The organism is Sphaerisporangium krabiense (genome assembly GCF_014200435.1).
GTDB classification, from domain to species: domain Bacteria; phylum Actinomycetota; class Actinomycetes; order Streptosporangiales; family Streptosporangiaceae; genus Sphaerisporangium; species Sphaerisporangium krabiense.
The window spans coordinates 5,484,762-5,507,252 of sequence record NZ_JACHBR010000001.1; the positions used below are offsets into that span (position 1 = coordinate 5,484,762).

General features: G+C 73.4%; 21 protein-coding genes. 3 read left to right on the forward strand and 18 right to left on the reverse strand.

What is annotated here, in order from left to right:
• The first annotated feature begins 87 nt into the window (after positions 1-87).
• The gene (locus BJ981_RS24040) at positions 88-1,101 is read left to right on the forward strand and encodes a polysaccharide deacetylase family protein (protein ID WP_239138975.1); all 1,014 of its coding nucleotides are present in this window, start codon (positions 88-90) and stop codon (positions 1,099-1,101) included.
• 9 nt (positions 1,102-1,110) lie between these two features.
• Here the strand turns inward: BJ981_RS24040 and BJ981_RS24045 are convergent, their stop codons facing one another.
• The 5 genes from BJ981_RS24045 to BJ981_RS24065 all read right to left on the reverse strand — a co-directional run bounded on the left by BJ981_RS24045 (position 1,111) and on the right by BJ981_RS24065 (position 6,191).
• Positions 1,111-2,319, reverse strand: coding sequence for an acetyl-CoA C-acyltransferase (locus tag BJ981_RS24045; protein ID WP_184613976.1), 1,209 nt, complete (start codon positions 2,317-2,319; stop codon positions 1,111-1,113).
• A gap of 84 nt (positions 2,320-2,403) precedes the next feature.
• Positions 2,404-4,641, reverse strand: coding sequence for a heavy metal translocating P-type ATPase (locus BJ981_RS24050; protein WP_184613978.1), 2,238 nt, complete (start codon positions 4,639-4,641; stop codon positions 2,404-2,406).
• A gap of 18 nt (positions 4,642-4,659) precedes the next feature.
• Positions 4,660-5,658, reverse strand: coding sequence for a DUF8832 domain-containing protein (locus BJ981_RS24055; RefSeq protein ID WP_184613980.1), 999 nt, complete (start codon positions 5,656-5,658; stop codon positions 4,660-4,662).
• A complete protein-coding gene (locus BJ981_RS24060) occupies positions 5,655-5,867 on the reverse strand; it encodes a heavy-metal-associated domain-containing protein (RefSeq protein ID WP_184613982.1) in 213 nt (70 codons plus the stop codon). The genes BJ981_RS24055 and BJ981_RS24060 overlap by 4 nt, the downstream gene beginning before the upstream one ends.
• A gap of 141 nt (positions 5,868-6,008) precedes the next feature.
• Positions 6,009-6,191, reverse strand: a complete 183-nt coding sequence (locus BJ981_RS24065) for a hypothetical protein (protein ID WP_184613983.1) — start codon at positions 6,189-6,191, stop codon at positions 6,009-6,011.
• A 265-nt stretch (positions 6,192-6,456) separates the two neighbouring features.
• Here BJ981_RS24065 and BJ981_RS24070 point away from each other — a divergent pair, with 265 nt between their 5' ends.
• A complete protein-coding gene (locus BJ981_RS24070) occupies positions 6,457-6,639 on the forward strand; it encodes a hypothetical protein (RefSeq protein ID WP_184613985.1) in 183 nt (60 codons plus the stop codon).
• Positions 6,640-6,673: 34 nt separating this feature from the next.
• On the opposite strand, the gene BJ981_RS24075 is transcribed toward BJ981_RS24070, so the two are convergent.
• The 3 genes from BJ981_RS24075 to glnA form a co-directional block, all read right to left on the reverse strand.
• The gene (locus BJ981_RS24075) at positions 6,674-7,222 is read right to left on the reverse strand and encodes an ester cyclase (protein ID WP_184613987.1); all 549 of its coding nucleotides are present in this window, start codon (positions 7,220-7,222) and stop codon (positions 6,674-6,676) included.
• Between the two features lie 173 nt (positions 7,223-7,395).
• Positions 7,396-7,782, reverse strand: coding sequence for a nuclear transport factor 2 family protein (locus BJ981_RS24080; RefSeq protein ID WP_184613989.1), 387 nt, complete (start codon positions 7,780-7,782; stop codon positions 7,396-7,398).
• A gap of 259 nt (positions 7,783-8,041) precedes the next feature.
• The gene (glnA, locus tag BJ981_RS24085) at positions 8,042-9,466 is read right to left on the reverse strand and encodes a type I glutamate--ammonia ligase (protein WP_184613991.1); all 1,425 of its coding nucleotides are present in this window, start codon (positions 9,464-9,466) and stop codon (positions 8,042-8,044) included.
• 143 nt (positions 9,467-9,609) lie between these two features.
• Between glnA and BJ981_RS24090 the strand changes: the two genes are divergently transcribed.
• The gene (locus tag BJ981_RS24090) at positions 9,610-10,071 is read left to right on the forward strand and encodes an RDD family protein (protein ID WP_184613992.1); all 462 of its coding nucleotides are present in this window, start codon (positions 9,610-9,612) and stop codon (positions 10,069-10,071) included.
• On the opposite strand, the gene BJ981_RS24095 is transcribed toward BJ981_RS24090, so the two are convergent.
• From BJ981_RS24095 to BJ981_RS24140, 10 genes are all read right to left on the reverse strand, one after another.
• Positions 10,068-10,880: a class I SAM-dependent methyltransferase gene (locus BJ981_RS24095; RefSeq protein ID WP_184613994.1), complete on the reverse strand. Its 813-nt coding sequence runs from the start codon at positions 10,878-10,880 to the stop codon at positions 10,068-10,070. The genes BJ981_RS24090 and BJ981_RS24095 overlap by 4 nt on opposite strands.
• Complete coding sequence (locus BJ981_RS24100; protein WP_184613996.1) at positions 10,880-11,560, reverse strand: DUF4191 domain-containing protein; 681 nt, start codon at positions 11,558-11,560, stop codon at positions 10,880-10,882. Before BJ981_RS24100 ends, BJ981_RS24095 begins: the two co-directional genes overlap by 1 nt.
• Positions 11,561-11,617: 57 nt before the next feature.
• The gene (locus tag BJ981_RS24105; RefSeq protein ID WP_204069980.1) at positions 11,618-14,119 is read right to left on the reverse strand and encodes a beta-glucosidase family protein; all 2,502 of its coding nucleotides are present in this window, start codon (positions 14,117-14,119) and stop codon (positions 11,618-11,620) included.
• Between the two features lie 79 nt (positions 14,120-14,198).
• A complete protein-coding gene (gene lipA, locus BJ981_RS24110; RefSeq protein ID WP_184613998.1) occupies positions 14,199-15,128 on the reverse strand; it encodes a lipoyl synthase in 930 nt (309 codons plus the stop codon).
• 75 nt (positions 15,129-15,203) lie between these two features.
• Positions 15,204-15,872 (reverse strand): lipoyl(octanoyl) transferase LipB, encoded by a 669-nt coding sequence (gene lipB / locus BJ981_RS24115; protein ID WP_184616365.1) that lies wholly within the window; start codon positions 15,870-15,872, stop codon positions 15,204-15,206.
• A gap of 95 nt (positions 15,873-15,967) precedes the next feature.
• Entirely contained in the window at positions 15,968-16,705 is a 738-nt protein-coding gene (locus BJ981_RS24120; protein WP_184614000.1) for a Type 1 glutamine amidotransferase-like domain-containing protein, read from the reverse strand.
• Positions 16,706-16,801: 96 nt separating this feature from the next.
• Entirely contained in the window at positions 16,802-17,749 is a 948-nt protein-coding gene (locus BJ981_RS24125) for a TIGR01777 family oxidoreductase (RefSeq protein WP_184614002.1), read from the reverse strand.
• Between the two features lie 96 nt (positions 17,750-17,845).
• Positions 17,846-19,303: a 2-oxoglutarate dehydrogenase, E2 component, dihydrolipoamide succinyltransferase gene (sucB, locus tag BJ981_RS24130; RefSeq protein ID WP_184614004.1), complete on the reverse strand. Its 1,458-nt coding sequence runs from the start codon at positions 19,301-19,303 to the stop codon at positions 17,846-17,848.
• A gap of 34 nt (positions 19,304-19,337) precedes the next feature.
• On the reverse strand, positions 19,338-20,717 hold the full coding sequence (gene lpdA / locus BJ981_RS24135) for a dihydrolipoyl dehydrogenase (RefSeq protein WP_184614006.1): 1,380 nt from the start codon (positions 20,715-20,717) through the stop codon (positions 19,338-19,340).
• A gap of 155 nt (positions 20,718-20,872) precedes the next feature.
• Entirely contained in the window at positions 20,873-22,408 is a 1,536-nt protein-coding gene (locus BJ981_RS24140) for a leucyl aminopeptidase (protein WP_184614008.1), read from the reverse strand.
• Positions 22,409-22,491: the final 83 nt, after the last annotated feature.

Sequence of the window (22,491 nt, forward strand, 5' to 3'; positions counted from 1 at the left end):
GGCCGGTCGGGTAGGAGAGTCGTATCTCACTGCTCTGAGCGGCTTGGGGGGACGATGCGGCGTCTCGGGATACTCGGAACTGCCGGAGTGCTGTCGCTGAGCGCGCTCGCGCTCGCCGGCTGCGCGGACGAGCAGCCGTCCAAGGTGGTGGCGCAGCCCGCCAAGGGCGGCAAACAGTCCGCGCAGGAGGCGCGCAAGGCGGCCGCCGCCGCGGCGGCCAAGGTCAAGGCCAACGAGCTCGGCCAGATCCCGGTGCTGATGTACCACCGCATCGTGCCCAAGCCCGCCGGGACCGACGACCGGACCCCCGAGCAGTTCCGCACCGAGCTGGAACGCCTGGCCAGGGAGGGCTACGTCCCCATCACCGCCCGCGAGTACACCACCGGCAAGATCGCCATCCCGGCGGGCCGCCACCCGGTCGTGCTGACGTTCGACGACTCCTCGCCCTCGCAGCTCACCCTGGACGGCTCCGGCAACCCCAAGCCGGACACCGCCGTCGGCATCCTCAAGGACGTCGCCCGCAGACACCCGGGCTTCCGGCCCGTCGGTACGTTCTACGTCATCAAAGACATGTTCGGCACCTTCGGGGCCGAGGCGCAGGCGCAGACGCTCGGCTGGCTGCGTGACAACGGCTTCGACGTCGGCAACCACACGCGCGACCACCTCAACCTGCGCGGGCGCTCCCAGGACCAGGTGATGGGCCAGATCGCCGCGGGCCACAAGCTCATCACCGACCTGATCAGGACCGCGCCCGCGACGCTCGCGCTGCCCTACGGCAACCAGCCGAGCACCAAGGACTGGGCGATGCGCGGCGACTCCGGGAACGTGCACTACAAGTACACCGGCGTCTTCCTGGCCGGCTACACCCCGGCGGCCTCGCCGTTCAGCAAGGACTTCGACCCGCTCGGCATCCCGCGCATCCGCGCCATGGACAAGGTCGGCGACTGCGCCCGCTTCTGCTCGACGGCCTGGCTGGACTGGCTGAACGCCCACCCCGAGGACCGCTACACCTCCGACGGCGACGTCAGGACCGTCGCCTATCCGAAGTTCAAGGGCCCGTACGTCGCCCAGCGTTTCGCGAGCTACACGCTGCCGTACTGAGCGCGCGGGTCACACGGCGACCCGTTCCAGCAGGACGGCCACGCCCAGCCCGGCCGCGCCGCTCACGGCCGCCACGCCGTAACGGCCGCCGCGCCGGTCCAGCTCCTCGGCGCAGCCGCCCACCATGATCGCGCCGGTCGCGCCGAACGCGTGGCCCATCGCGATCGTGCCGCCGCCCGGGTTGAGCCGGTCGGGGCCCGCGGACAGGTCGCGGCGCAGGCGCAGGCACAGCGCGGAGAACGACTCGGAGAACTCGAACACGTCGATGTCGGAGGGCCGCAGTCCCGCCTTGGCGACGACCCGCTCGACGGCCTCCTGCCCGGCGGTGAGCATGAGCACCGGGTCGGCGGCGGCCGTGGCCGTGGCGACCACGCGCGCCCTCGGCCGCAGCCCGAGACGCGCGGCGCGCTCCGCGGTGCCGACCAGCAGCAGCGCCGCGCCGTCGGCGAGCGCGGGGGAGGTGCCCACGGTGTGCAGGTGGGAGATCTTCCCCGCCTCCGGGTAGGCGGCCAGCGCGACCTCGTCCTGCCCGGCCGCGCCGATCTCCTCGAAGGCGGGCGGCAGGGCGGCCAGCGTCCCCGCCGTGGCGTCCGCGCGGATCAGCTCGTCGCGGGCGAACGCGGTGCCGTCGGCGCGGGGCACCGGGACCACCGAGGCGGCGTGGTCGCCGCGGTCCCACGCGGCGGCGGCCTTGAGCTGGCTCTCCAGGCCGTAGGCGTCGAGCTCCTCGCGCGTCCAGCCGTCGAGGGTGGCGTTGAGGTCGGCCGCGACGCCCATGTTGATGGACCCGGTGCGCCGCATCGTCTCCGCGTCCGACCACAGCGGTCCGCGGTCGCTGAACATCGGCACCCGCGAGACGCTCTCCACCCCGCCCGCCACCGCCAGGTCCAGATCGCCCGCGCGGATCCGCGCCGCGGTCTGCGCCACGGCGTCGGCGCCCGAGGCGCAGAAGCGGTTCAGCGTGCCGCCCGGGACGCCCTCGCCCCAGCCGGCGAGCAGGGTGGCGGTGCGGGCCAGGTTGGCGCCCTGCTCGTCCACCTGGGACGCCGAACCCACGATGACGTCCTCGACGGCGGCGGGGTCCAGGCCGGTGCGCTCGACCAGCGCCCGCTGAAGCAGGACCACCAGATCGACCGGGCTCATGTGGTGCAGGGACCCCCGGGGCGAGCCCTTGGCGCGCGGGGTTCTGACGTAGTCGAGCACGTAGGCGTCGGGCACCCTACGCCGTCCTCTCTTTCCGGACTTTTGTTCCGGCAACCGTAGTTGCGCGCCGACACGGCGGCAAGGTCACCGTCACGACCGTCAGCGGAAGCGGCGCAGGCGCAGGCTGTTGCCCACCACGAAGGCGCTGGAGAAGGCCATCGCCGCCCCGGCGATCATGGGGTTGAGCAGGCCGGCGGCGGCCAGCGGGAGGGCGGCGACGTTGTAGGCGAAGGCCCAGAACAGGTTGCCCTTGATGACGGCGAGCGTGCGGCGCGACAGCCTGATCGCGTCCGCCGCGGCCCGCAGGTCGCCGCGGACCAGCGTCAGGTCGGACGCCTCGATCGCCGCGTCCGTGCCGGTGCCCATGGCGAGGCCCAGGTCGGCCCGCGCGAGCGCCGCCGCGTCGTTGACGCCGTCCCCGACCATGGCGACGACCCTGCCCTCGGCCTGCAGCCGCTCGACCACGTCCACCTTGCCCGAGGGCAGCACCCGGGCGACCACCTCGGTGATCCCGACCTCGGCCGCGACCGCCTCGGCCACCGCGCGGTCGTCGCCGGTCAGCAGGATCGGCGTGAGCCCGAGGGCGCGCAGCCGCGCGACGGCCTCCTCGCTGGTCGGCTTGACCGTGTCGGCCACGACCAGCACCGCGCGGGCCCGGCCGTCCCAGCCCACCGCGACCGCGGTGCGCCCGGCGGCGTGCGCCTCGCGGATCGCCTCCTCCAGGTCCGGGGTCAGGTGCTGGGACCACTCGGCCAGCAGCTCGGGACGGCCGGCGAGCACCGCGTGCCCCTCCACCACGCCCCGGACGCCGAGCCCGGCCACGTTGGCGAAGTCCTCCGGAGCCGGCGGCTCGCCCAGCCGCTCGCGGGCCGCCCCGGCGATCGCCTGGGCGATGGGGTGCTCGGAGGCGTTCTCCAGCGCGCCCGCCAGGCGCAGCACCTGGTCCTCGTCCTCGCCCGCGGCCGGGTGGACGGCGGTGAGCGTCATCCGGCCCTCGGTCACCGTGCCGGTCTTGTCGAGCACGACCGTGTCGGCGCGGCGCGTCGACTCCAGCACCTCGGGCCCCTTGATCAGGATGCCGAGCCGCGCGCCCCTGCCGGTGCCGACCAGCAGCGCCGTCGGGGTGGCCAGGCCGAGCGCGCACGGGCAGGCGATGATGAGCACCGCGACCGCGGCGGTGAAGGCCGCCCCCGCGCCGCCTCCCGCGCCGAGCCAGAACCCCAGCGTGCCGACGGCCAGGGCGATCACGACCGGCACGAACACGCCCGAGACGCGGTCGGCCAGCCGCTGCACGCGCGCCTTGCCGGTCTGCGCCTCCTCCACGAGCCGCGCCATCTGCGCCAGCCGCGTGTCCGCGCCGACCCGCGTGGCCCGCACGACCAGCCTGCCCCCGGCGTTCACGGTGCCGCCGGTGACCGCGTCGCCCGGCCGCACCTCCACGGGTACCGACTCGCCGGTCAGCATGGAGGCGTCGACCGCCGAGGAGCCCTCCTCGACCGCGCCGTCGGTGGCGATCTTCTCGCCCGGCCGCACGACGAAGCGCTCGCCCACCCGCAGCCCCTCGGCGGGCACGCGGACCTCCGCGCCGTCGCGCAGCACCGCGACGTCCTTGGCGCCGAGGTCGAGCAGGGCGCGCGTCGCCGCCCCCGCGCGGCGCTTGGAACGGGCCTCGAAGTAGCGCCCGGCGAGGATGAAGGCCGTCACCCCCGCGGCGGCCTCCAGGTAGATGTTGCCCGAGCCGTCGGTGCGTTCGATCGTGAACGCGAACGGGTGGGTCATGCCCGGCGTGCCCGCCCGGCCGAGGAACAGCGCCCACAGCGACCAGCCGAGCGCGGCGATCGTGCCCACCGAGATCAGCGTGTCCATCGTGGTGGCGCCGTGGCGCAGGTTCGTCCAGGCGGCCCGGTGGAAGGGCCATCCGGCGTAGACGACGACGGGGGCGGCCAGCGTCAGCGACAGCCACTGCCAGGAGGTGAACTGCAGCGGCGGGACCATCGCCATCGCGATCACCGGCACGGCGAGCGCCACCGCGACGACCAGGCGCCGCCGCAGGGGGCGCAGCTCGTCGTCCGCCGGGTCCCGCCCGTCGCCCTCCGAGGGGGGCGGGGCGGGCAGCGCCGCGCTGTACCCGGCCTTCTCGACCTCGGCGATGAGCCGCTGGGCGTCCACGCCGCCGGGGAAGGTGACCTTCGCCTTCTCGGTCGCGTAGTTGACGGTCGCGGTCACCCCGTCGATCTTGTTCAGCTTGCGTTCGATGCGGTTGGCGCAGGACGCGCAGGTCATGCCACCGATCGAGAGCTCGACCACGTTCTGCCGGTCGTCGATGACGGAACCCATCACCGGTCCTCCTCCCGATCAGTGACCGTGCCCGCCGGACCCGCCGGACCCGCCGGACCCGCCGGACCCGCCGGACCCGCCCGGCTCGCCGTGCCCGCCGGGGCTCTCGGACGCCCCCGGCGCCGCCGGGGCCGCCTGGCCCGCGGTCACCGTGAAGGCGGCGGTGCGGACCTCGCCGCCGTGCCGGAAGTCCAGGAACAGGCGGTAGCTCCCGGCGCTCGGCGCCTCGACGTGGAAGGCGACGTCGGGACCCGGCTTCGTGGCCCCGTCCCCGGGCGCGCCGTCGGGGTGGACGTGCAGGTAGGCCAGGTCGCCGGCGCGCAGCGCCACCAGGTGGCCGTACGCGCCGAGGTAGGGCTGCAGGTCGGTGACCGGGCGGCCGTCCTTGCGCACGGTCAGGGTGAGCATGCTCGACCGGCCCGCCGTCAGGTCGCCGCCGAGGGTGACGGTGTAGCCGTCCACGGTGGCCGTCCGGGACGCCGCGGGGAGCGGCCCCGGCGTGTAGGCGCCCGGCACGAGCAGGTCGGCGCCGAGCGTGACGGCCTCGCCGCCCTCGGGCGCGAAGTCGGCGAAGGCGCGGTAGGCGCCGGCGGCCGGGAGCGCGAGGGGCACCGACCAGACGCCGCCCCCGGCCTCGACCGGGTGCAGGTGCCGGAAGGTGGCGAGGTCGCGCGAGACCACGATGAAGTGGAGCTTCTTCTCGTGCTGGACCTGGTAGGCGGTGACCGGCCTGCCGTCGGGACCGTTCACCGTGAAGCGGTAGTCGGTGCTCTTGCCGGGCTCGATCGCCGTGCCGAGAGGAGTGAGCGTGTAGCCGTTCTGGGACACCTGGAGCCCCCCAGGGGTATCAGTGGTGGTCGGGGCGGCCGTACGGCCGGGGGCAGGGGTCGTCATCGCGGCGTGCTCGCCCTCGGGGGGCGCGCCCAGCGGGCCCAGGGCGCGGCCCGCGCCGAGCGCGCCGCCGAAGACGACGGCGAGCCCGAGCACGTAGGCGCCGAACCGGGCGGGGGCGTTCATGGCCTGCCCGCCACGTGATAGCCCGCGGCCTCGACCGCGGCGACGATCTTGTCGTCGTTCAGGGGGCCGTCACCGGACACGGTGAGCAGCCCGGTGGCCAGGTCGACCTCGACGGCGCCGACGCCGTCGACCTCGCCGACCTCCTCCTTCACGGAGCTCACGCAGTGTCCGCAGGTCATGCCCTCGACGGTGTAGGTGGCGGTGTTCATGTCGTCTCCTCGGTCATCAGACGGGCGGCTCCCGCCACCCGCAACGTACGGTTACCCGGTTGGGGTACCTCGACACGCTCATGACCGTAATATACCCCCCTGGGGTTTGTCAAAGAGGTCCGGTGCGGTGCGCCGGCGTCGTCAGTGCAGGTCCAGGGCCATCAGGACGGCGAGGCCGACGAAGTGGCCCAGCACGACGAACACGATCAGGAAGATGAACACGAACTTGGCCGGGCCGTGTTCGAAGTGCCGTCCCTCGCGGAGCGGGGGCAACTGGGCGCGGCGCTCGGCCAGGCGTTCTTCGAGGGGTTTGCGACCGAACACTGCACTGCCTTCCGCTCGACCGGGGGCCGCGTCGCCCAAGCCCGCGGGGGCCTGCCCGGGGGAGCGGCGCTCCGTGCGGGACGAGGTCCACGGATGGAGGATGACGAGGCCCTGCTTCCGCAAGGGTATCCGGCCCCACCTGTGGTCCCTCCGCCGGAGGTGGATGGGACGGGCCGAAGCGGTGGACATGTCGGGCTGACGAGACATATCGTGTCTTGTAGGCGTAGATCCCTGTGCAAGCCATCGTTCACCAGGAGGACGGACCATGTCGAGCGACGCCGAGAACGCCAAGCACGTCAAGGGCGAACCGGACGCCAAGGACCTCGTCACGACCCTCTTCGCCGCCGTCGCCGACCTCGCCGGCGCCCTCACCAAGGGCATCGTCAACACCCCGATCACCCCGGGCCCGGTCGTCGACATCAAGCACGGCAAGCCCCGCCGCCCCTGACCCGGCCGGGGACCTCCCTGGGGGCCCCTCGACCTCAGGCGGCGCCGTGGCCCAGCGCCGGATGTCCTCGGCGCTCGTCATGGGGGATTTGAGGGAACCGTATCCGCGGCTCCGCCGGCGCCTCCGCGTCGTCCACGGGGCACGGGCCCCCAGGGGCGAGCCTCGCCAGGCCGAAGCCGAGCTGGCTGTACAGCTCGAGCTGGTCGAAGTACTCCCGGTGCGTGCTGATCTTGCCGTTCGCGACGTGGCTGGCGCAGGTCGCGCGGACCGTCACGGTGCGGCCGGTGCCCTCGATCTCCTGCCCGTCCGGGAGCAGGAGGGGTCCGGTGTGCGTGCCGGTGTAGGTCCACTCGGTGACGGCCGGGTTGTCGCAGTCCCCGACCTCGAACCAGGCCGTCGCGTGGAAGTCCGGAAACCCCGTGAAGAGCTGCTCGTAGACCCAGGCGATCTCGTCGCGTCCCTGCGCCACGCCGGACGGCGCCACGTACACGGCGTCCTCGGTGTAGCAGTCGAGCACACCCTGGAGGTCGTGCGCGTTGATCGCGTCGCCCAGCCGGTGCTTGAGGTCCCAGTAGATGGACATGGGATGCCTTCGCAGCTCGAAAATCCTGACAATTAGTGCGATGCTACCCAGCCCCGATTAACCTCCCCGTCCTCGCGACCTCTCGCCCGCGCCAAAAGCCGCCGCCGGGTCTCCCGGTCACTTCAAGGACGGGTCTGCTCCGCCCCAGAGAAGACCGCCGGCCGGCCGGTCGATCACGCCGGGCTCGCGTGGGCGGCCAGGATCCGCCAGCCGTGCTCGCCGGTGTGGACCCAGGTGCGGGTGTAGCGCACCCGCATGGCGAACGGCTCCCCGGCGAACGAGCCCTCCAGCAGGCCCAGGAAGCAGGTGACGCCGGTGGTGTCCGCCACGACCACGGTGAGGTCCTCCTGGACGAGCTTGGTCATGACCTGCCGGCGCGAGCGGTGGTTGTCCAGGTCGAGCTGCTTGGCCCGCGGGTGGCAGGCGCCGTCCGGCGGGCCGGTGAAGACGAGTCGTTCGTCGAGCAGCCGGTCGAGTTCTTCGACGTCCCCGGCGAGCATGGCCGCCTGCAGGCGGCGTTCGGCCTCGTACAGTTCATCGGTGAGAGTGCGCTCGGCCATGAGACCGCCTTCCGGGAGGAGGGAGCTTTCGGGGACATGGGGGCGCGGACATCGCGGGGCGCCGTGACGCTCGGCGGCGCGAGTGGGCGCACCCGATGCGCGGCCCGGTGGTGCCGCCAAGATAGCGGCCGAGCCGTGGCCACGTCATGCCGCCAGGGGAGGAGCGCACGCGAAAGGCCGTCGAGCGCGCCCGGAACGGACGATCACTCGACGGCCTCGGGCGGGACGCCTCGGTGCCCTAGGTCACGGCCTCAGCCGATCACACGTCGTAGTACAGCTCGAACTCGTGCGGGTGCGGGCGGAGGCGGATCGGGTCGATCTCGTTCTCGCGCTTGTAGCTGATCCAGGTCTCGATCAGGTCGGGGGTGAAGACGCCGCCCTCGAGGAGGAAGTCGTGGTCGGCCTCCAGGGCGGTGAGGACCTCGGCCAGGGTGCCGGGAACCTGCGGGACCTGGCCGGCCTCCTCGGGCGGGAGCTCGTAGAGGTCCTTGTCGACCGGCGCGGGCGGCTCGATCTTGTTGCGGATGCCGTCCAGGCCCGCCATGAGCTGCGCGGCGAACGCGAAGTACGGGTTGCAGGACGGGTCGGGTACCCGGAACTCGATGCGCTTGGCCTTGGGGTTGGACCCGGTGATCGGGATGCGGATGCAGGCCGAGCGGTTGCGCTGGGAGTACACCAGGTTGACCGGCGCCTCGTAGCCGGGGACCAGGCGGTGGTAGGAGTTCACCGTCGGGTTGGTGAAGGCCAGCAGCGCGGGGGCGTGCTTGAGCAGGCCGCCGATGTAGTAGCGCGCCATGTCCGACAGGCCCGCGTAGCCGACCTCGTCGTAGAAGAGCGGCTCGCCGTCCTTCCACAGGGACTGGTGGCAGTGCATGCCGGAGCCGTTGTCGCCGAAGATCGGCTTGGGCATGAACGTGACGGTGTGGCCGTTCTGCAGCGCCGTGTTCTTGATGATGTACTTGTACAGCATCAGGTTGTCGGCGGTCTTGAGCAGCGTGCCGAATTTGAAGTCGATCTCGGCCTGGCCCGCGGTGCCCACCTCGTGGTGCTGCATCTCGGTCTCGATGCCCGCGTCGATCAGCTTGCGCACCATCTCCGAGCGCAGGTCGGTGAAGTGGTCCATCGGCGGGACGGGGAAGTAGCCGCCCTTGTAGCGCGGCTTGTACCCGAGGTTGCCGCCCTCCTGGGCCTTGCCGGTGTTCCAGGCGCCCTCGATCGAGTCGATGTGGTAGTACGACTCGCTGGCGCTGCTGGCGAAGCGCACGTCGTCGAAGATGTAGAACTCGGCCTCCGGGCCGAAGAACGCGGTGTCGGCGATGCCGGTGCCCTTGAGGTACTCCTCGGCCTTGCGGGCGACGTTGCGCGGGTCGCGGCTGTAGGCCTCGCCGGTCAGCGGGTCGTGCACGAAGAAGTTCAGGATCAGCGTCTTGTGCTTGCGGAACGGGTCCAGCACGGCGGTGGACGGGTCGGGCAGCAGGAGCATGTCCGACTCGTGGATGGCCTGGAAACCGCGGATCGAGGACCCGTCGAACATCAGGCCGTCGGAGAAGACGCCGGCCCCGAAGTTCTCCACGGGGAACGTGAAGTGGTGCGTCGTGCCGGGCAGGTCGGTGAACCTGACGTCGACGAACTGCACCCCTTCGTCCTTGATGTACTTCAGGACTTCGTCGGCGGAGCTGAACATCCAACCTCCCAAGGGCACGGGGCTTGCACAATCGAACGTAGGACTGCCCCGTTTCCACCCCGTGTCCCGTTTGTTTCACCGGTGTTAAGCAGGGGGGGTATGCCGCCGGACCGACCACAACGGCCAACGGCTATCTTACCTGCATGGACAAGCAGCCCAGGTGGACCCAGACGTGGATCAGCGGCACCCGCGCCGCCGGGGTCGATCTCGGCTACCCGGGCGAGCGCCTCGGCCTCCCGGAGGAGGGCAGCGGCTCGGTCGGCAGGTTCGGCAGGCGGATCGGCGCCATCATGGTCGACTGGCTGATCTGCACGTGGGCGATCACCCGCGGCCTGCTCCAGGCCGACCCGCGCCACGCCGCCTGGATCGGCCTGCTGGTCTTCGCGGCCGAGTACGTGCTGCTGGTCGGCTCGATCGGCATGACGTTCGGCATGCGGCTGTTCGGCATCAGGGTCGCCGCCCTGGACGGCGGCGGCAGGCCGCCGCTCGGCGCCGTCCTGCTGCGCACGCTGCTGCTGTGCCTGGCCGTCCCCGCCTTGATCTGGGACCGCGACCAGCGCGGCCTGCACGACCGCGCCGCCCGCACCGTGGTGGTCCGCCTCTAGCCCTCGGGCCGCACGCAGGTGAAGATCGCCGTCCCGGGGAGGTGACGGCCGCGCAGCGGGCTCCAGCCGCCCCAGGGGCGGTCGTGGCCCGCCGGCCACTCGGGCTCGGTCAGCGAGGTGAGCACCAGCCCGGCCGACACGATCGCCGCCACCCAGTCGCCCAGCGTGCGATGGTGCTCGACGTAGGAGACCTCGCCGTGCTCGTCGTGCTCGACGTACGGCGCCCGGTCGAAGTAGGACCGGTCGGCGGTCAGCCCGCGCGGCCCCGGATCGTCGGGGAACGCCCAGCGGATCGGGTGGCTCACCGAGAACACCAGCCGCCCGCCCGGGCGCAGCACCCGCCGGGCCTCCGCCAGCACCGCGCCCGCGTCCGCGACGAACGGCAGCGCGCCGAACGCCGAGCACGCCACGTCGAAGGAGGCGTCGGCGAACGGCATGCGCCCGGCGTCGGCCTGCACGACCGGCAGGCGCGACCCGTGCTCCTCGTCGATGCGGCGGGAGTGCCGCAACTGGCGGAAGGACAGGTCGAACCCCGCGACCACGGCCCCCCGCGAGGCCAGCCACCGGCCGCACTGCCCGGCCCCGCACCCGATCTCCAGCACCCGCAGGCCGCGCACCTCGCCGAGCAGTCGGGCGTCGGCCTCGTCCAGCCCCTCCGGGCACCAGACGAAGCCGTCGTCCCGCAGGAACGCGCCGTGCTCGGCCTGGTAGTCGTCGGCGGCCGAGTCCCACCAGGCGCGGTTGGCCCGCACGGTCGGCGCCTCGCCCACCGGGCCACGGGAGACCCCCGCCGAGGTGGGAGCGGACATCAGCGCATCTTGCCGCGCGGCATGCGCGCGCCCCTGGGCATCGGGCCCTTGGGCATGGGAAGGGTCTGGGGAAGCGCGCGGAGCCGGTAGTTGACCTCCGACACCGCCTGCTTCTTGAGGTTGCGCGGCAGCTTCATCATGTGGCGCTGGAGCTTCTTGAGGGGCACCTGGCCCTCGCCCTCGCCGCACTGGATGTCGTACACCGGGACGTCGACCGCCACGCGCTGGACGCGCTTCTTCTCGGCCAGGAGCATCTTCTGCACGCGGTTGCCGGGGCCCTCCGACACCAGCACGATGCCGGGGTAGCCGACGGCGCGGTGAACGACGTCCTGGTCGCGGGTGACGGCGACGGCCGGGGTGACCTCCCAGTTGCCGCGCATGCTCTGCAGGATGGCGGCGGCGGCGCCGGGCTGGCCGTCGAGCATGGAGTACTGCGCGCGCTGGGCGAGCTGCCCGAACACGACCATGCCGACCGTCACGGCGACCATGAGGCCGAGCACGATGAGCTGCCACACCAGACCCGTCACGAGCCCGAGCACGACGAAAACGGCCAAAGTGCCGAGCGCCGACGCGAAGACGATCGGCATGCCCTTCGGGTTGGCCTTCTGGATGATCTGAGCGATCATGCGGAGCTGCTTGACGCGCCCCGGGCGCTCTGGGTCTGCGGGCTTGTTGGCCATGGGTAAAGGATACAAATGCGGAGCTGAAGAAAGGAAAACGCGGCCCGCGAACGGGGGTCAGCCGGCGACGGTGAGCGCCGCCGCGAGCGGAAGATCGGCCGCGGAGCGTCCCGCGCGCACCAGATGACGGCCCGGGACGGCCCGCCATCCGGCCCCGGCCCACTCCTGGAAGGCGCGCTCCGGCAGGGGGATCGTCACCAGGACGCTGGTGCCCGGCTCGGCCTCGGCGACCGCGAACCCCGCCAGCCGCGGCGGCGGCCCGCCGTCCGCTCCCGCGGGCGGCGCCACGTAGACCTGCACGACCTCGCGGCCCGCGCGCCCGCCGGTGTTGCGTACCGCCACCGTCACCGACGCGCCGCCGTCCGCGGCCGGCGCGGCGGCCAGGGCCTCGTAGGACCAGCTCGTATAGCCGAGCCCGTGCCCGAACCAGAACGCCGGGGCCCGGCCGGAGGCCGCCCAGGCGCGGTGCCCGACCAGCGCCCCCTCCTCGTGGCGCGGCGTGCCCTCCACCGGGGCGACGGCCGGGACGGGGGCGTCGGCCAGGCGCGCCGGCCAGGTGGTGGGCAGCCGCCCGCCCGGCTCGGCCTCACCGAACAGCACGTCCGCCAGGGCGTCCCCGAACTCCTGCCCGGGGAACCACACCAGCAGCACGGCCGCGACCTGCTCCAGCCACGGCATCTCGACCGGGGCCCCGGCGTTCACGACGACGATCGTGCGCGGGTTGGCGGCGGCCACCCGCGCCACCAGCTCGTCCTGACGGCCGGGTAGCGCCGGGCCCGCCCGGTCGAAGCCCTCGCCCTCGGTCTCCTCGGTCGTGCCGACGACGACCACGGCGACGTCGGCGCCCGCGGCGATGCCCGCCGCCTCGGCGATCAGGACCTCGTCGTCGGGGGCGGGCGCGCCGTGGCCGAGGCCGAACGCGACGTGGCCCACGCCGTCCGGCGCCGCGGTGGCGTGGCGCACGGTCAGCGCGACCGGGACGCCCGCCTCCAGCTCGACGACGATCCTGCGCTCGGGCGGGGACAGCAGGACCGAGGCCGGGTCCTCGCCCGGCGCGGGGACGAGGGTCTCCTCCAGCACGGTGTGGCCGTCCACGGCCAGCGCGAACGCGCCCGCGCCCGAGATCGAGAACTGGTGCGGGCCCCCCGCGGCGGGCGTGAACGACGCGCGCAGCTCCACGGCCGCCAGGCGCGCGGCGTCCAGGCCGGGGGGAAGCTCGCCGATCCAGCGGGCCTCGGCGGTGGGCAGCGGACACTCGGCGAGCGTCGCGCCCTCGTCGTCCCGGAACACCGCCAGGCTGGGCGTGGCGAGCGGGGCCAGGCGCACCCGGGGGTCGGTGCCCACGGTGTGCCGCACGTCCAGCCCCTCCCGGCGGCGCAGGCCCTCCAGCGGGGAGACCACCCGCTCGGGGAAGACCCGTGCGGCGCCGCCTCCCATGATCCTCGGCTCGGCCGCCGCCGCGCCGACCAGCGCCACGCTGCGGATGCCGCCCAGCGGCAGCAGACCGCCCTCGTTCCGCAGCAACGTGAACGACCGGACGGCCACCTCGCGCGCCAGCGCCCTGCCGTCAATGGGGCCGTCAATGGGGCCGTCGACGGAACCGTCAACAGGGTTGTCGACGGGGCCCGCGTCGGAGCCGTTCACGGTGGCGGCCGGTGGCTCCTGCGCCGCGCCCACGGCGACGCCGGCGGTGTCACCGGGCGTGGCGCCGGCCAGGGCGCCCGTGCGTGCCGCCAGGCGCAGCACGCGGCGTACCTTGTCGTCCAGGACGTGCTCGGGGACCCGGCCGGCGCGGACCGCCTCCTCCAGGCGCCCGCCCCAGGGGCCGCCGGGGCCGGGCAGCACGACGTCCAGACCGGCGAGCGCCGCCGGCTCGGTCGAGCGGGCGGCGCCCCGGTCCGCGAGCACCACCCCGTCGAAGCCCCACTCCTCCTTCAGCACCCCGCGCAGCAGTCCGGCGTGCTCGGTCATCGTGGTGCCGCCCACGGCGTGGCCCGCGGCCGTCACGGCCCACGCGCCCGCCCGCGCCACCCGCTCGAACGGCGCCAGGTACACCTCGCGCAGCGCCGCCTCGTCCACCACGACGTCGGCCGTGAACCGCCCGGTCTCGGCGTCGCCCGCCACGAAGTGCCCGGGGGCCGCCGCCACCCCGCACCGCTGCACGCCCTCGACGTAGGCCGCGCCGATCTCGCCGGTCAGCAGAGGATCTTCGGAGAAGCACTCGAAGTGGCGGCCGGACAGCGGGCCGCGCTGGACGTTCAGCCGGGGCGCGAGCAGGACGTGGACGCCCTTGCGGCGGGCCTCCCGGCCGAGCAGCAGCCCGGCCCGCCGCACCAGGGCGACGTCCCAGGTGGCGGCGAGGGCGGTCGGGCACGGCAGGGCGATCGACGGGTCGGCGGCCGGCCGGGGCCCGCCCCGCACGCCCGCCGGGCCGTCGCTCACCACGAGTTCGCGCAGGCCGGCGGCGGACAGGGCGGGCAACGTCCACATGCCGGCGCCGGTCAGCAGGCGGACCTTCTCGCGAAGGTCCAGCCCGCGGATGAGTTCCTCGATGTCCACGACGCTCCAGGGGGAGGCGGATCAGCCGACCGAACAGGCCGATCATGCCACGCCGTGCGGGGCGCCGCGGCGGGACCGGTCAGGCGGTCTGCCGGGCCTCCACGGCCTGCCGGTAGAGACGGCCGGCGCGGTAGGACGAGCGGACCAGCGGGCCGGACATGACCCCGGCGAAGCCGATCGCCTCGGCCTCCTGCTGCAGTTCGGCGAACTCCTGCGGCTTGACCCAGCGGTCCACCGGGTGGTGCCGCGGCGTCGGCCGCAGGTACTGGGTGATCGTCAGCAGGTCGCACCCGGCCTCGTGCAGGTCGCGCATGGCCTGGACGATCTCGTCGCGCTCCTCGCCCATGCCGAGGATGAGGTTGGACTTGGTGACGAGCCCGGCCTCGTGCGCCGTGGTGATGACGCCGAGGGAGCGCTCGTAGCGGAAGGCCGGGCGGATGCGCTTGAAGATGCGCGGCACGGTCTCGATGTTGTGCGCGAAGACCTCCGGACGGCTGGAGAAGACCTCTTCGAGCTGGTCGCGGTGCCCGTTGAAGTCGGGCACGAGCAGCTCGACGCCGCAGCCGGGGACCTGCGCGTGGATCTGCCTGGCGGTCTCGGCGTACAGCCACGCGCCGCCGTCGGGCAGGTCGTCACGGGCGACGCCGGTGACGGTGGCGTAGCGCAGCCCCATCTGGACGACGGACTCGGCCACGCGGCGCGGCTCGTCCTTGTCGTACTCCTTGGGCTTGCCGGTGTCGATCTGGCAGAAGTCGCAGCGCCGCGTGCACTGGTCGCCGCCGATGAGGAAGGTGGCCTCGCGGTCCTCCCAGCACTCGGAGATGTTCGGGCAGCCGGCCTCCTGGCAGACCGTATGGAGACCCTGGTCCTTCACGAGGTTCTTGATCTCGTTGAAGTTCGGCCCGTTCCTGAGCCGGGTCTTGATCCACGGGGGCTTGCGCTCGATAGGGGTCTGGCTGTTGCGCACCTCCAGGCGGAGGAGCTTTCGGCCTTCAGGAGCAACGGTCACGCGATCCAGCTTACGTCTCCTTGGGCGCGAGCCCCGACCGGGTGCCGGGCGCGCGGACGAGGGGGCCCGCGAGGGTCAGAACCGGCCCGACAGCAGGTCCTCCTCCTGGACGTCGAGCCCCTGGGCGCCGAGCGCCTCGGCCAGCCGCTTCTCGGCGAAGGGGAGGACCTCGTCCACGGTGACCCGCCGGCCCGTCTCCGCCGACAGGGACGTCACGCCCACGCCCCGGATGCCGCACGGGACGATGCGGTCGAACCAGGTCGGGTCATTGGCGCAGTTGAGCGCGTAGCCGTGCATGGTGACGCCGCGGGAGACCCGGATGCCGATCGCGCCGATCGCGCGGTCGGGGACGCCGAGCGCCGGGTCGCCCGGCACCCACACCCCGCCCCGGCCCGTGACGCGCCGCGCGGTCACGCCGAAGTCGGCGCAGACGCTGATCAGCGAGTCCTCAAGGAGCCGGATGAAGGTGGTCACCTCGCGGGCGCCGGCGAGGCGGACGACCGGGTAGGCGACGAGCTGCCCGGGGCCGTGCCAGGTGATCTTGCCGCCGCGGTCGACGTCGACGACCGGGGTGCCGTCGGCGGGACGCTCGTCGGCGCTCGTGCGCGTGCCCGCCGTGTAGACGGGGGCGTGCTCCAGCAGCAGGCAGGTGTCGGGGATGGCCTCGGCGGCCCGGCGGGCGTGCACCGCCCGCTGGAGCTCCCACGCCTGCTCGTACGGGACGTCGACCCCGAGGCGGACCAGCGCGAGCCTGCCGGCCGCTCCGGCCCGGCCGGCCCTGTCGTCGGGGGGAGTCCGATGGTTGGCACGCTCGCTCACGCGGTCAGCCTAACGTGCGCTCATGTGGTGAGAAGGCGGGGTTCGATCCTGAACTCCTTCACGTCGCCGTCCTCGTCCCGTTCGATCTTGTAGGCGTAGCCCCGCGGGTCGACGGTGACCGCCTGGATGAACTCGCGGCCCACGTAGTGCAGGGCGACGCCCTCGTCCGCGGCGTACCCGGGCGGCAGCTCGCCCGAGGCGATCGACTCGTGCAGCAGGGCGCGCCGCTGGGGGTCGGAGTTGTAGTGGACGCCGCAGGAGTAGGGCAGCAGGCCGAGGCCCTCGGCCCACGGGCGCAGCACCGGGCCGAAGGAGTCGGTGTTGCCGCCGACGTGCCAGCACAGCGCGCCGGCGCTCTGCCCCGACAGCACCACGCCCGACCGCCACGCCTCCTCGAACGCCTCGTCCAGGCCGTGCAGCCGCCACAGGGCCGCGAGGTTGGCGACGCTGCCCCCGCTCACGTAGATCACGTCCTGTTCGAGCACCCAGTCCTTGGGGCTGTCGACGTTCGGCATGGGGAACACCGTCAGATGGCTCACCTCGACGTCCCAGGCGCGGAACGCGCCGTACATCTTCAGCAGCCAGTCGGCGTCGTCGCCGGTGGCCGTGGCGAGCAGGCCCAGCCTGGGACGGTCCTGGCCGCTCAGGTCGAGCGCGTAGCGGAGCAGGGCGGAGGCCTCGATGAACCCGTACCGGTCGGTGGGACGGAACGAACCACCGCCGATGGCGAGAATGTGGGACTGGCCGAGCCTGCTCATGTCGTCTCCTGCAGCCTTTCGGGGGGCGGGCAGCCTCGCGCCGAAGGCCGCGGGGCCGAGTCGGGGCTTGCTCTCCCATTCAACCGGAACGGCACCCTAGAGTATGGCCGCCAATGCCGCGTCGAGACGAGGATGCTGGAACCGGTACCCCATCTCCAGCAGGCGGCGGGGCATCACCCGCTGGCCGATGAGCACGCCTTCGTCCGCCAGGCCGCCGAGCGCGGCCCGCAGCGCGAGCGCCGGCACCGGGACCGGCAGGGTGGGCCGCCGCAGCGCCCGGCCGAGCGCCCTGGTGAACTCGGCGTTGGTGACGGGCCCGGGGGCGGTCAGGTTGACCGGCCCGGAGACCGCGGGCTCGGCCATCAGGTGCAGCACCGCGCCGGTCCAGTCGGGCATGGAGATCCACGAGGTGTACTGACGGCCGGAGCCGAGCGGCGCGCCGAGACCCACGCGGAAGACCGGGAGCATCTTGCCGAGGAACCCGCCCTCGCGGGTCAGGACGTGCCCGGTGCGCAGGTGGACGACCCGCACCCCGGCCTCCTCCGCCGGCGCCGTCTCGGCCTCCCAAGCCCGCACCAGCGCGGCGAGCCACTGGCCGGTGGGCCCCTCGCCCGGCTCGCCGACCGCGCGGGGCCGCGACCCGGGGCGTGCCCGGGGCTCGGCGGACTCGTCCACCGGATGGTCGCCGGTGTCGCCGTACACGCCGATGGCCGAGCCGGACAGCAGGACGGCGGGCGGGAGGTCCAGGGCGGCGATCGCGGTGGCGAGGGTGCGGGTGCCGGTGACCCGGCTCTCGACCAGCTCGCGCCGGAATTCCGGGGTCCACCGCCGGTCGGCCACCCCCGCGCCCGCCAGGTGCACGACCGCCTCGGCGCCCTCCAGCACCGCCGGGTCCAGGACGCCCTCGCCCGGGTTCCAGAACGCCTCGCCGGGGGCCGTGGGCGCGCGGCGCACGAGCCTGACGACGGAACGGCCCTCGTCGCGCAGGACGCGGACGAGGGCCGAGCCGAGAAGGCCGGACGAGCCGGTGATCACGACTGACATGCGGCCAGCCTATGTCGGCCTCCCCCGGCGCCGGGGGAGCATGGCCGTGTCGGGAAAGGGCGCCGCGGGTCCCGGCCGGGACCCGCGGCGTACGGGTCAGGCCAGGCCGAGCTGCGCCTCGAAGCGGCCCTCTTCCAGACGGCGCTTGACCGTCGTCAGGAAGCGGGCGGCGTCGGCGCCGTCCACCAGGCGGTGGTCGTAGGTCAGCGCGAGGTACACCATCGAGCGGACGGCGATGACCTCGCCCTCAGGGGTGTCGACCACGACAGGGCGCTTGACGACCGCGCCCGTGCCGAGGATCGCGACCTGCGGCTGGTTGATGATCGGCGTGTCGAACAGCGCGCCGCGGCTGCCGGTGTTGGTCAGCGTGAACGTGCCGCCGGACAGCTCGTCGGGGCTGACCTTGTTGGTGCGGGTGCGCTCGGCCAGGTCGGCGATCTTGCGGGCGAGCCCGGCGAGGTTGAGGTCGCCGGCGTCCTTGATCACCGCGGAGGCCAGGCCGCGCTCGGCGTCCACGGCGAAGGCCAGGTGCTCGTGGTCGAAGTAGGTGACCTCGCTGGTCTCGCTGTTGATCACCGCGTTGAGCTTGGGGTGCTGCTTGAGCGCCTCGACGGTGGCCAGCGCGAAGAACGGCGTGAAGCTGAGCTTGACGCCCTCGCGGCGCTGGAACTCCGCCTTGGCGCGGTCGCGCAGCCGCGCGATCTTGGTGACGTCGACCTCGACGACCGTGGTGAGCTGCGCGGAGGTCTGCAGCGACTCCAGCGTGCGCTTGGCGATGGTCTGCCGGATGCGCGTCATCTTCTCGGTGCGCCCGCGCAGGGTGGTGTCGGCCTGGACCGGCTCGGGCGCCGGGGCCGGGGCCTGCGCCGCCGGGGCGGCGGGCGCGGCGGGCGCGGGCTGGGCGGCCTGCGGCGCCTGGGCCTGGGCGGCCTGCTCGCGCTGGGCGCGCGCCGCCTCCAGGACGTCCTGCTTGCGGATGCGGCCGCCGACGCCGGTGCCGCTCAGGTTCTCGAGGTCGACGCCGTGCTCGGTGGCGAGCTTGCGCACCAGCGGCGTCACGTACGGGCTCTCGCCGCCCGCGGCGGGCGCCGCGGGGGCGCTCGGCGCGGCCGGGGTGGGCGGGGCCGGGGCGGCCTGGGGCCGCGGCGGCTGGGCCGCGGGCTGCGGCGGCTGAGGAATCGAGGACGCGGGGGCGGGGGCCGGCTCCGGGGCGGGGGCGGCCTTGGCCTCCTCCGGCTCGGGCTCCGGCTCCGGCTCGGGTTCGGGCTGCGCCTGCGGTTCGGCCTGCGCGGGAGCGGCCGCGCCCCCGGCGGCGCCGTTCTGGTCGATGACCGCCAGCTCGGCGCCGACCTCCACGGTCTCGTCCTCGGCGACCACGATCTTGGTCAGGACGCCGGAGGACGGGGAGGGGATCTCGGTGTCGACCTTGTCGGTGGAGACCTCGAGCAACGGCTCGTCGGTCTCGACGTGGTCCCCCTCCTTCTTCAACCAGCGGGTGACGGTGCCCTCGGTCACGCTCTCGCCGAGCTGGGGCATGGTTACGGAAACCGGCATGGTGTCTGTCTTCTCTCGCGTTTCCTGTGAGGGCTTAGTTGTGTACGTGAAGGGGCTTGCCGGCCAGGGCGAGCATCGCCTCGCCGACAGCCTCGGACTGGGTCGGGTGCGCGTGGATGAGCTGGGCCACCTCGGAGGGCAACGCCTCCCAGTTGTAGATCAACTGCCCCTCGGTGACGAGTTCACCCATGCGCTTGCCCACCATGTGGACGCCGAGCACCGGGCCGTCCTTCTGGGAGACGATCTTGACGGCGCCCTGCGTGCCGATGATCTGGCTCTTGGGGTTGCCGCCCAGGTCGTAGACGAGTTCCGTGATCTCGTAGCCTCGTTCCCTGGCGACGGCCGACGTGATGCCGACCGAGGCCACCTCGGGGTCGGAGTAGGTGATGCGGGGCACGCCCGCGTAGTCGATCGGCACCGGGTCGAGGCCGGCGATGTGCTCGGCGACCAGGATGCCCTCGGCGAAGCCCGCGTGCGCGAGCTGGAGGGTCGGGATGAGGTCGCCGACGGCGTAGACGCCCGGGACGCCGGTGCGGCAGAACTCGTCGACGACGACGGTGCCGCGCTCGATCGTGACGCCGGACTCCTCGTACCCGAGGTCGGCCGAGACCGCGCCGCGGCCGACCGCCACGAGCAGCAGCTCGGCCTCCAGGGTCTTGCCGCCCTCCAGCGTGACGATCACGCCGGTGTCGTTGCTCTTGACGCTCTCGAAGCGGGTGCCGAGCTCGTACTTGATGCCCCGGCGGCGGAAGGCGCGCTCCAGGAGCTTGGAGCTGGACTCCTCCTCCAGCGGGAGCAGGTGGGGCAGGGCCTCGACGATCGTGACCTCGGCGCCGAAGGAGCGCCAGACGGAGGCGAACTCGACGCCGATCACGCCGCCGCCGAGGACGATCACCGACGCGGGGACGCGGTCCAGCTTGAGGGCGTGGTCGCTGGTGATGACGCGCTCGCCGTCGATGTCCAGGCCGGGCAGCGACCGCGGCGCCGAGCCGGTGGCCAGCACGACGGCGCGGCCCTCGACGGCCTGGTCGCCGACGATGACGCGGCCGGGGCCCGCGAGCCTGCCCGCGCCCTCGATGAGCGTGACGCCGCGGCTCTTCAGCAGCCCCTGCACGCCCTTCCAGGCGCGGTTGACGATCTTGTCCTTGAACGCGTGGACGCCGGGCATGTCGATGCCCTCGAACCTCGCCTTGACGCCCACGCTCGTGGCCTCGCGGGTCTCGTCGGCGACCTCCGCCGCGTGCAGCAGCGCCTTGGTGGGGATGCACCCCCGGTGCAGGCACGTGCCGCCGATCTTGTCCTTCTCGATCAGCGCGACGGACTTGCCGAGCTCGGCCGCCCGCAGGGCGCAGGCGTACCCGCCGCTACCGCCGCCCAGGACAACGATGTCGAAGGGGCCGGTGCCATCAGCCACTGGAAAGCTCCTTGTCGGATCGGTGGGCCCTCGCGGCCGGCGTCGCCGCCCGTGATCTACGACGGAGGCGCGCCAGGCCTGCCCAACAGCATCTTTTCACTTGTCCCGCGTGCGCGTGACGCGCCGGCCTCCTCGACGGCGGCGTCACGCGTTCATCATGCCCCGCCGTCGGCCTGGTGGCGTTCGGCCAGCGCGACGAGGGTGCGGGTGACGTATCCCGTGCCGCCCTTGGGGATGTAGCCATAGGGGGCCTCCTTGTTGAAGGCGGGCCCGGCGATGTCGATGTGCGCCCAGCGCGTGCCGTCCGGCACGAACTCGCGCAGGAAGATGCCCGCGGCGAGCATGCTGCCCGAGCGCTCGGGGTTGAGGTTGGCGATGTCGGCGATCGGGGAGTCCAGGCCCTTGCGCAGCTCCTCGGGCAGGGGCATGCCCCAGGCGGCCTCGCCCTGGCCGGCGGCCACCTCGACGACCTGCTCGCGCAGCTCGTCGTCGGAGGCCATGACGCCGGAGGTGCGCCAGCCGAGCGCGACGATCTGCCCGCCGGTGAGCGTGGCGACGTCGACGATGATGTCGGGGGAGTCCTCGCCGGCGCGGGCGATGCCGTCCACGAGGACCAGGCGGCCCTCGGCGTCGGTGTCGAGCACCTCGACGGTCCTGCCCGAGTAGGTGGTGAGGACGTCGGAGGGGCGCTGGGCGCTGCCGCTTGGCATGTTCTCGGCCAGGCACAGGTAGCCGACGACGTTGACGCGCAGGCCGAGCCTGGCGATGGCGAGCAGCGCGCCGAACACCGCGCCCGCGCCGCCCATGTCCGACTTCATCCACGCCATGGAGGCGGACGGCTTGAGCGACAGGCCGCCGGAGTCGAAGGTGATGCCCTTGCCGATGAAGGCGAGGGTCGTGGCGGCCTCGGGGTGGGTGTAGCCGAGGCGCACCAGGCGGGGCGGGTTGACCGAGCCCTGGCCGACGCCGACGATGCCGCCGTAGCCGCCCTCCTTGAGCGCGGTCTCGTCCAGCACCTCCACCGAGAGGCCCGCCTTGGCCGCGCTCTCCTCGGCGATCTCGGCGAAGCGGGCCGGCGGGAGGTCGGACGGCGGGGTGTTGACCAGGTCGCGGACCAGCGCGACGGACTCGGCGAGCGTGGCGGCCCTGGCGACGGCCTCCTCGCCGCCGTCCGCGCCGCTCAGCACGGTGAGCTCGCCGACCGGGGCCTTCTGCTCCTCGGCGGTGCGGTATTTCACGAAGTCGTAGGCGCCGAGCAGGCCGCCGAGCGCCACGGCCTCGGCCTGCTCCGGCGTCGCGGCGGGCAGCGCGAGCGCGACGCGCGGCGTGCCGGCCAGCGAGCGGACGGCGGCGCCCGCGGCGCGGCGCAGGACCTCCAGGTCGTAGGAGTCGCCCTCGGGGGCCTCGCCGAGGCCGGCCGCGACGACCACGGCGGCGGGCAGGGCGCCGAACGTCGGGATCTTGGCGATCTCGCCGGCCTTGCCGGTGAAGCCGAGGGCTCCGAGCGTCGCCGCGAGGCCACCCGAGAGCGCGGCGTCGACGCCGTCCGCGCCCGGCGCGGGGCGGGGGCCCGCGGGGGAGGTGCTGATACCGACTACGAGGGCGTCGGTGTCCACCGACCCCGAGTCAAGGGCGTTAAGTCGCACTGTCGTCACGTAGGCCGATGCTAGTCCTGCACGCCCCGTACGCATAAACGAGGGTTCGTCCTACGAATTCGTTCACCTGTGGCGACGCCGATGGTGCTACTCGTATCGGCACCATCCCCACCAATCTC

What these genes read in the sequence shown, in the direction of transcription:
- BJ981_RS24050 (WP_184613978.1), bottom strand. Translation starts at nt 4,641, where the DNA reads ATGGGTTCCGTCATCGACGACCGGCAGAACGTGGTCGAGCTCTCGATC.
- BJ981_RS24055 (WP_184613980.1), bottom strand. Translation starts at nt 5,658, where the DNA reads ATGAACGCCCCCGCCCGGTTCGGCGCCTACGTGCTCGGGCTCGCCGTC.
- BJ981_RS24060 (WP_184613982.1), bottom strand. Translation starts at nt 5,867, where the DNA reads ATGAACACCGCCACCTACACCGTCGAGGGCATGACCTGCGGACACTGC.
- BJ981_RS24070 (WP_184613985.1), top strand. Translation starts at nt 6,457, where the DNA reads ATGTCGAGCGACGCCGAGAACGCCAAGCACGTCAAGGGCGAACCGGAC.
- BJ981_RS24075 (WP_184613987.1), bottom strand. Translation starts at nt 7,222, where the DNA reads ATGTCCATCTACTGGGACCTCAAGCACCGGCTGGGCGACGCGATCAAC.
- BJ981_RS24080 (WP_184613989.1), bottom strand. Translation starts at nt 7,782, where the DNA reads ATGGCCGAGCGCACTCTCACCGATGAACTGTACGAGGCCGAACGCCGC.
- glnA (WP_184613991.1), bottom strand. Translation starts at nt 9,466, where the DNA reads ATGTTCAGCTCCGCCGACGAAGTCCTGAAGTACATCAAGGACGAAGGG.
- BJ981_RS24090 (WP_184613992.1), top strand. Translation starts at nt 9,610, where the DNA reads ATGGACAAGCAGCCCAGGTGGACCCAGACGTGGATCAGCGGCACCCGC.
- BJ981_RS24095 (WP_184613994.1), bottom strand. Translation starts at nt 10,880, where the DNA reads ATGTCCGCTCCCACCTCGGCGGGGGTCTCCCGTGGCCCGGTGGGCGAG.
- BJ981_RS24100 (WP_184613996.1), bottom strand. Translation starts at nt 11,560, where the DNA reads ATGGCCAACAAGCCCGCAGACCCAGAGCGCCCGGGGCGCGTCAAGCAG.
- BJ981_RS24120 (WP_184614000.1), bottom strand. Translation starts at nt 16,705, where the DNA reads ATGAGCAGGCTCGGCCAGTCCCACATTCTCGCCATCGGCGGTGGTTCG.
- BJ981_RS24125 (WP_184614002.1), bottom strand. Translation starts at nt 17,749, where the DNA reads ATGTCAGTCGTGATCACCGGCTCGTCCGGCCTTCTCGGCTCGGCCCTC.
- sucB (WP_184614004.1), bottom strand. Translation starts at nt 19,303, where the DNA reads ATGCCGGTTTCCGTAACCATGCCCCAGCTCGGCGAGAGCGTGACCGAG.
- BJ981_RS24140 (WP_184614008.1), bottom strand. Translation starts at nt 22,408, where the DNA reads ATGCGTACGGGGCGTGCAGGACTAGCATCGGCCTACGTGACGACAGTG.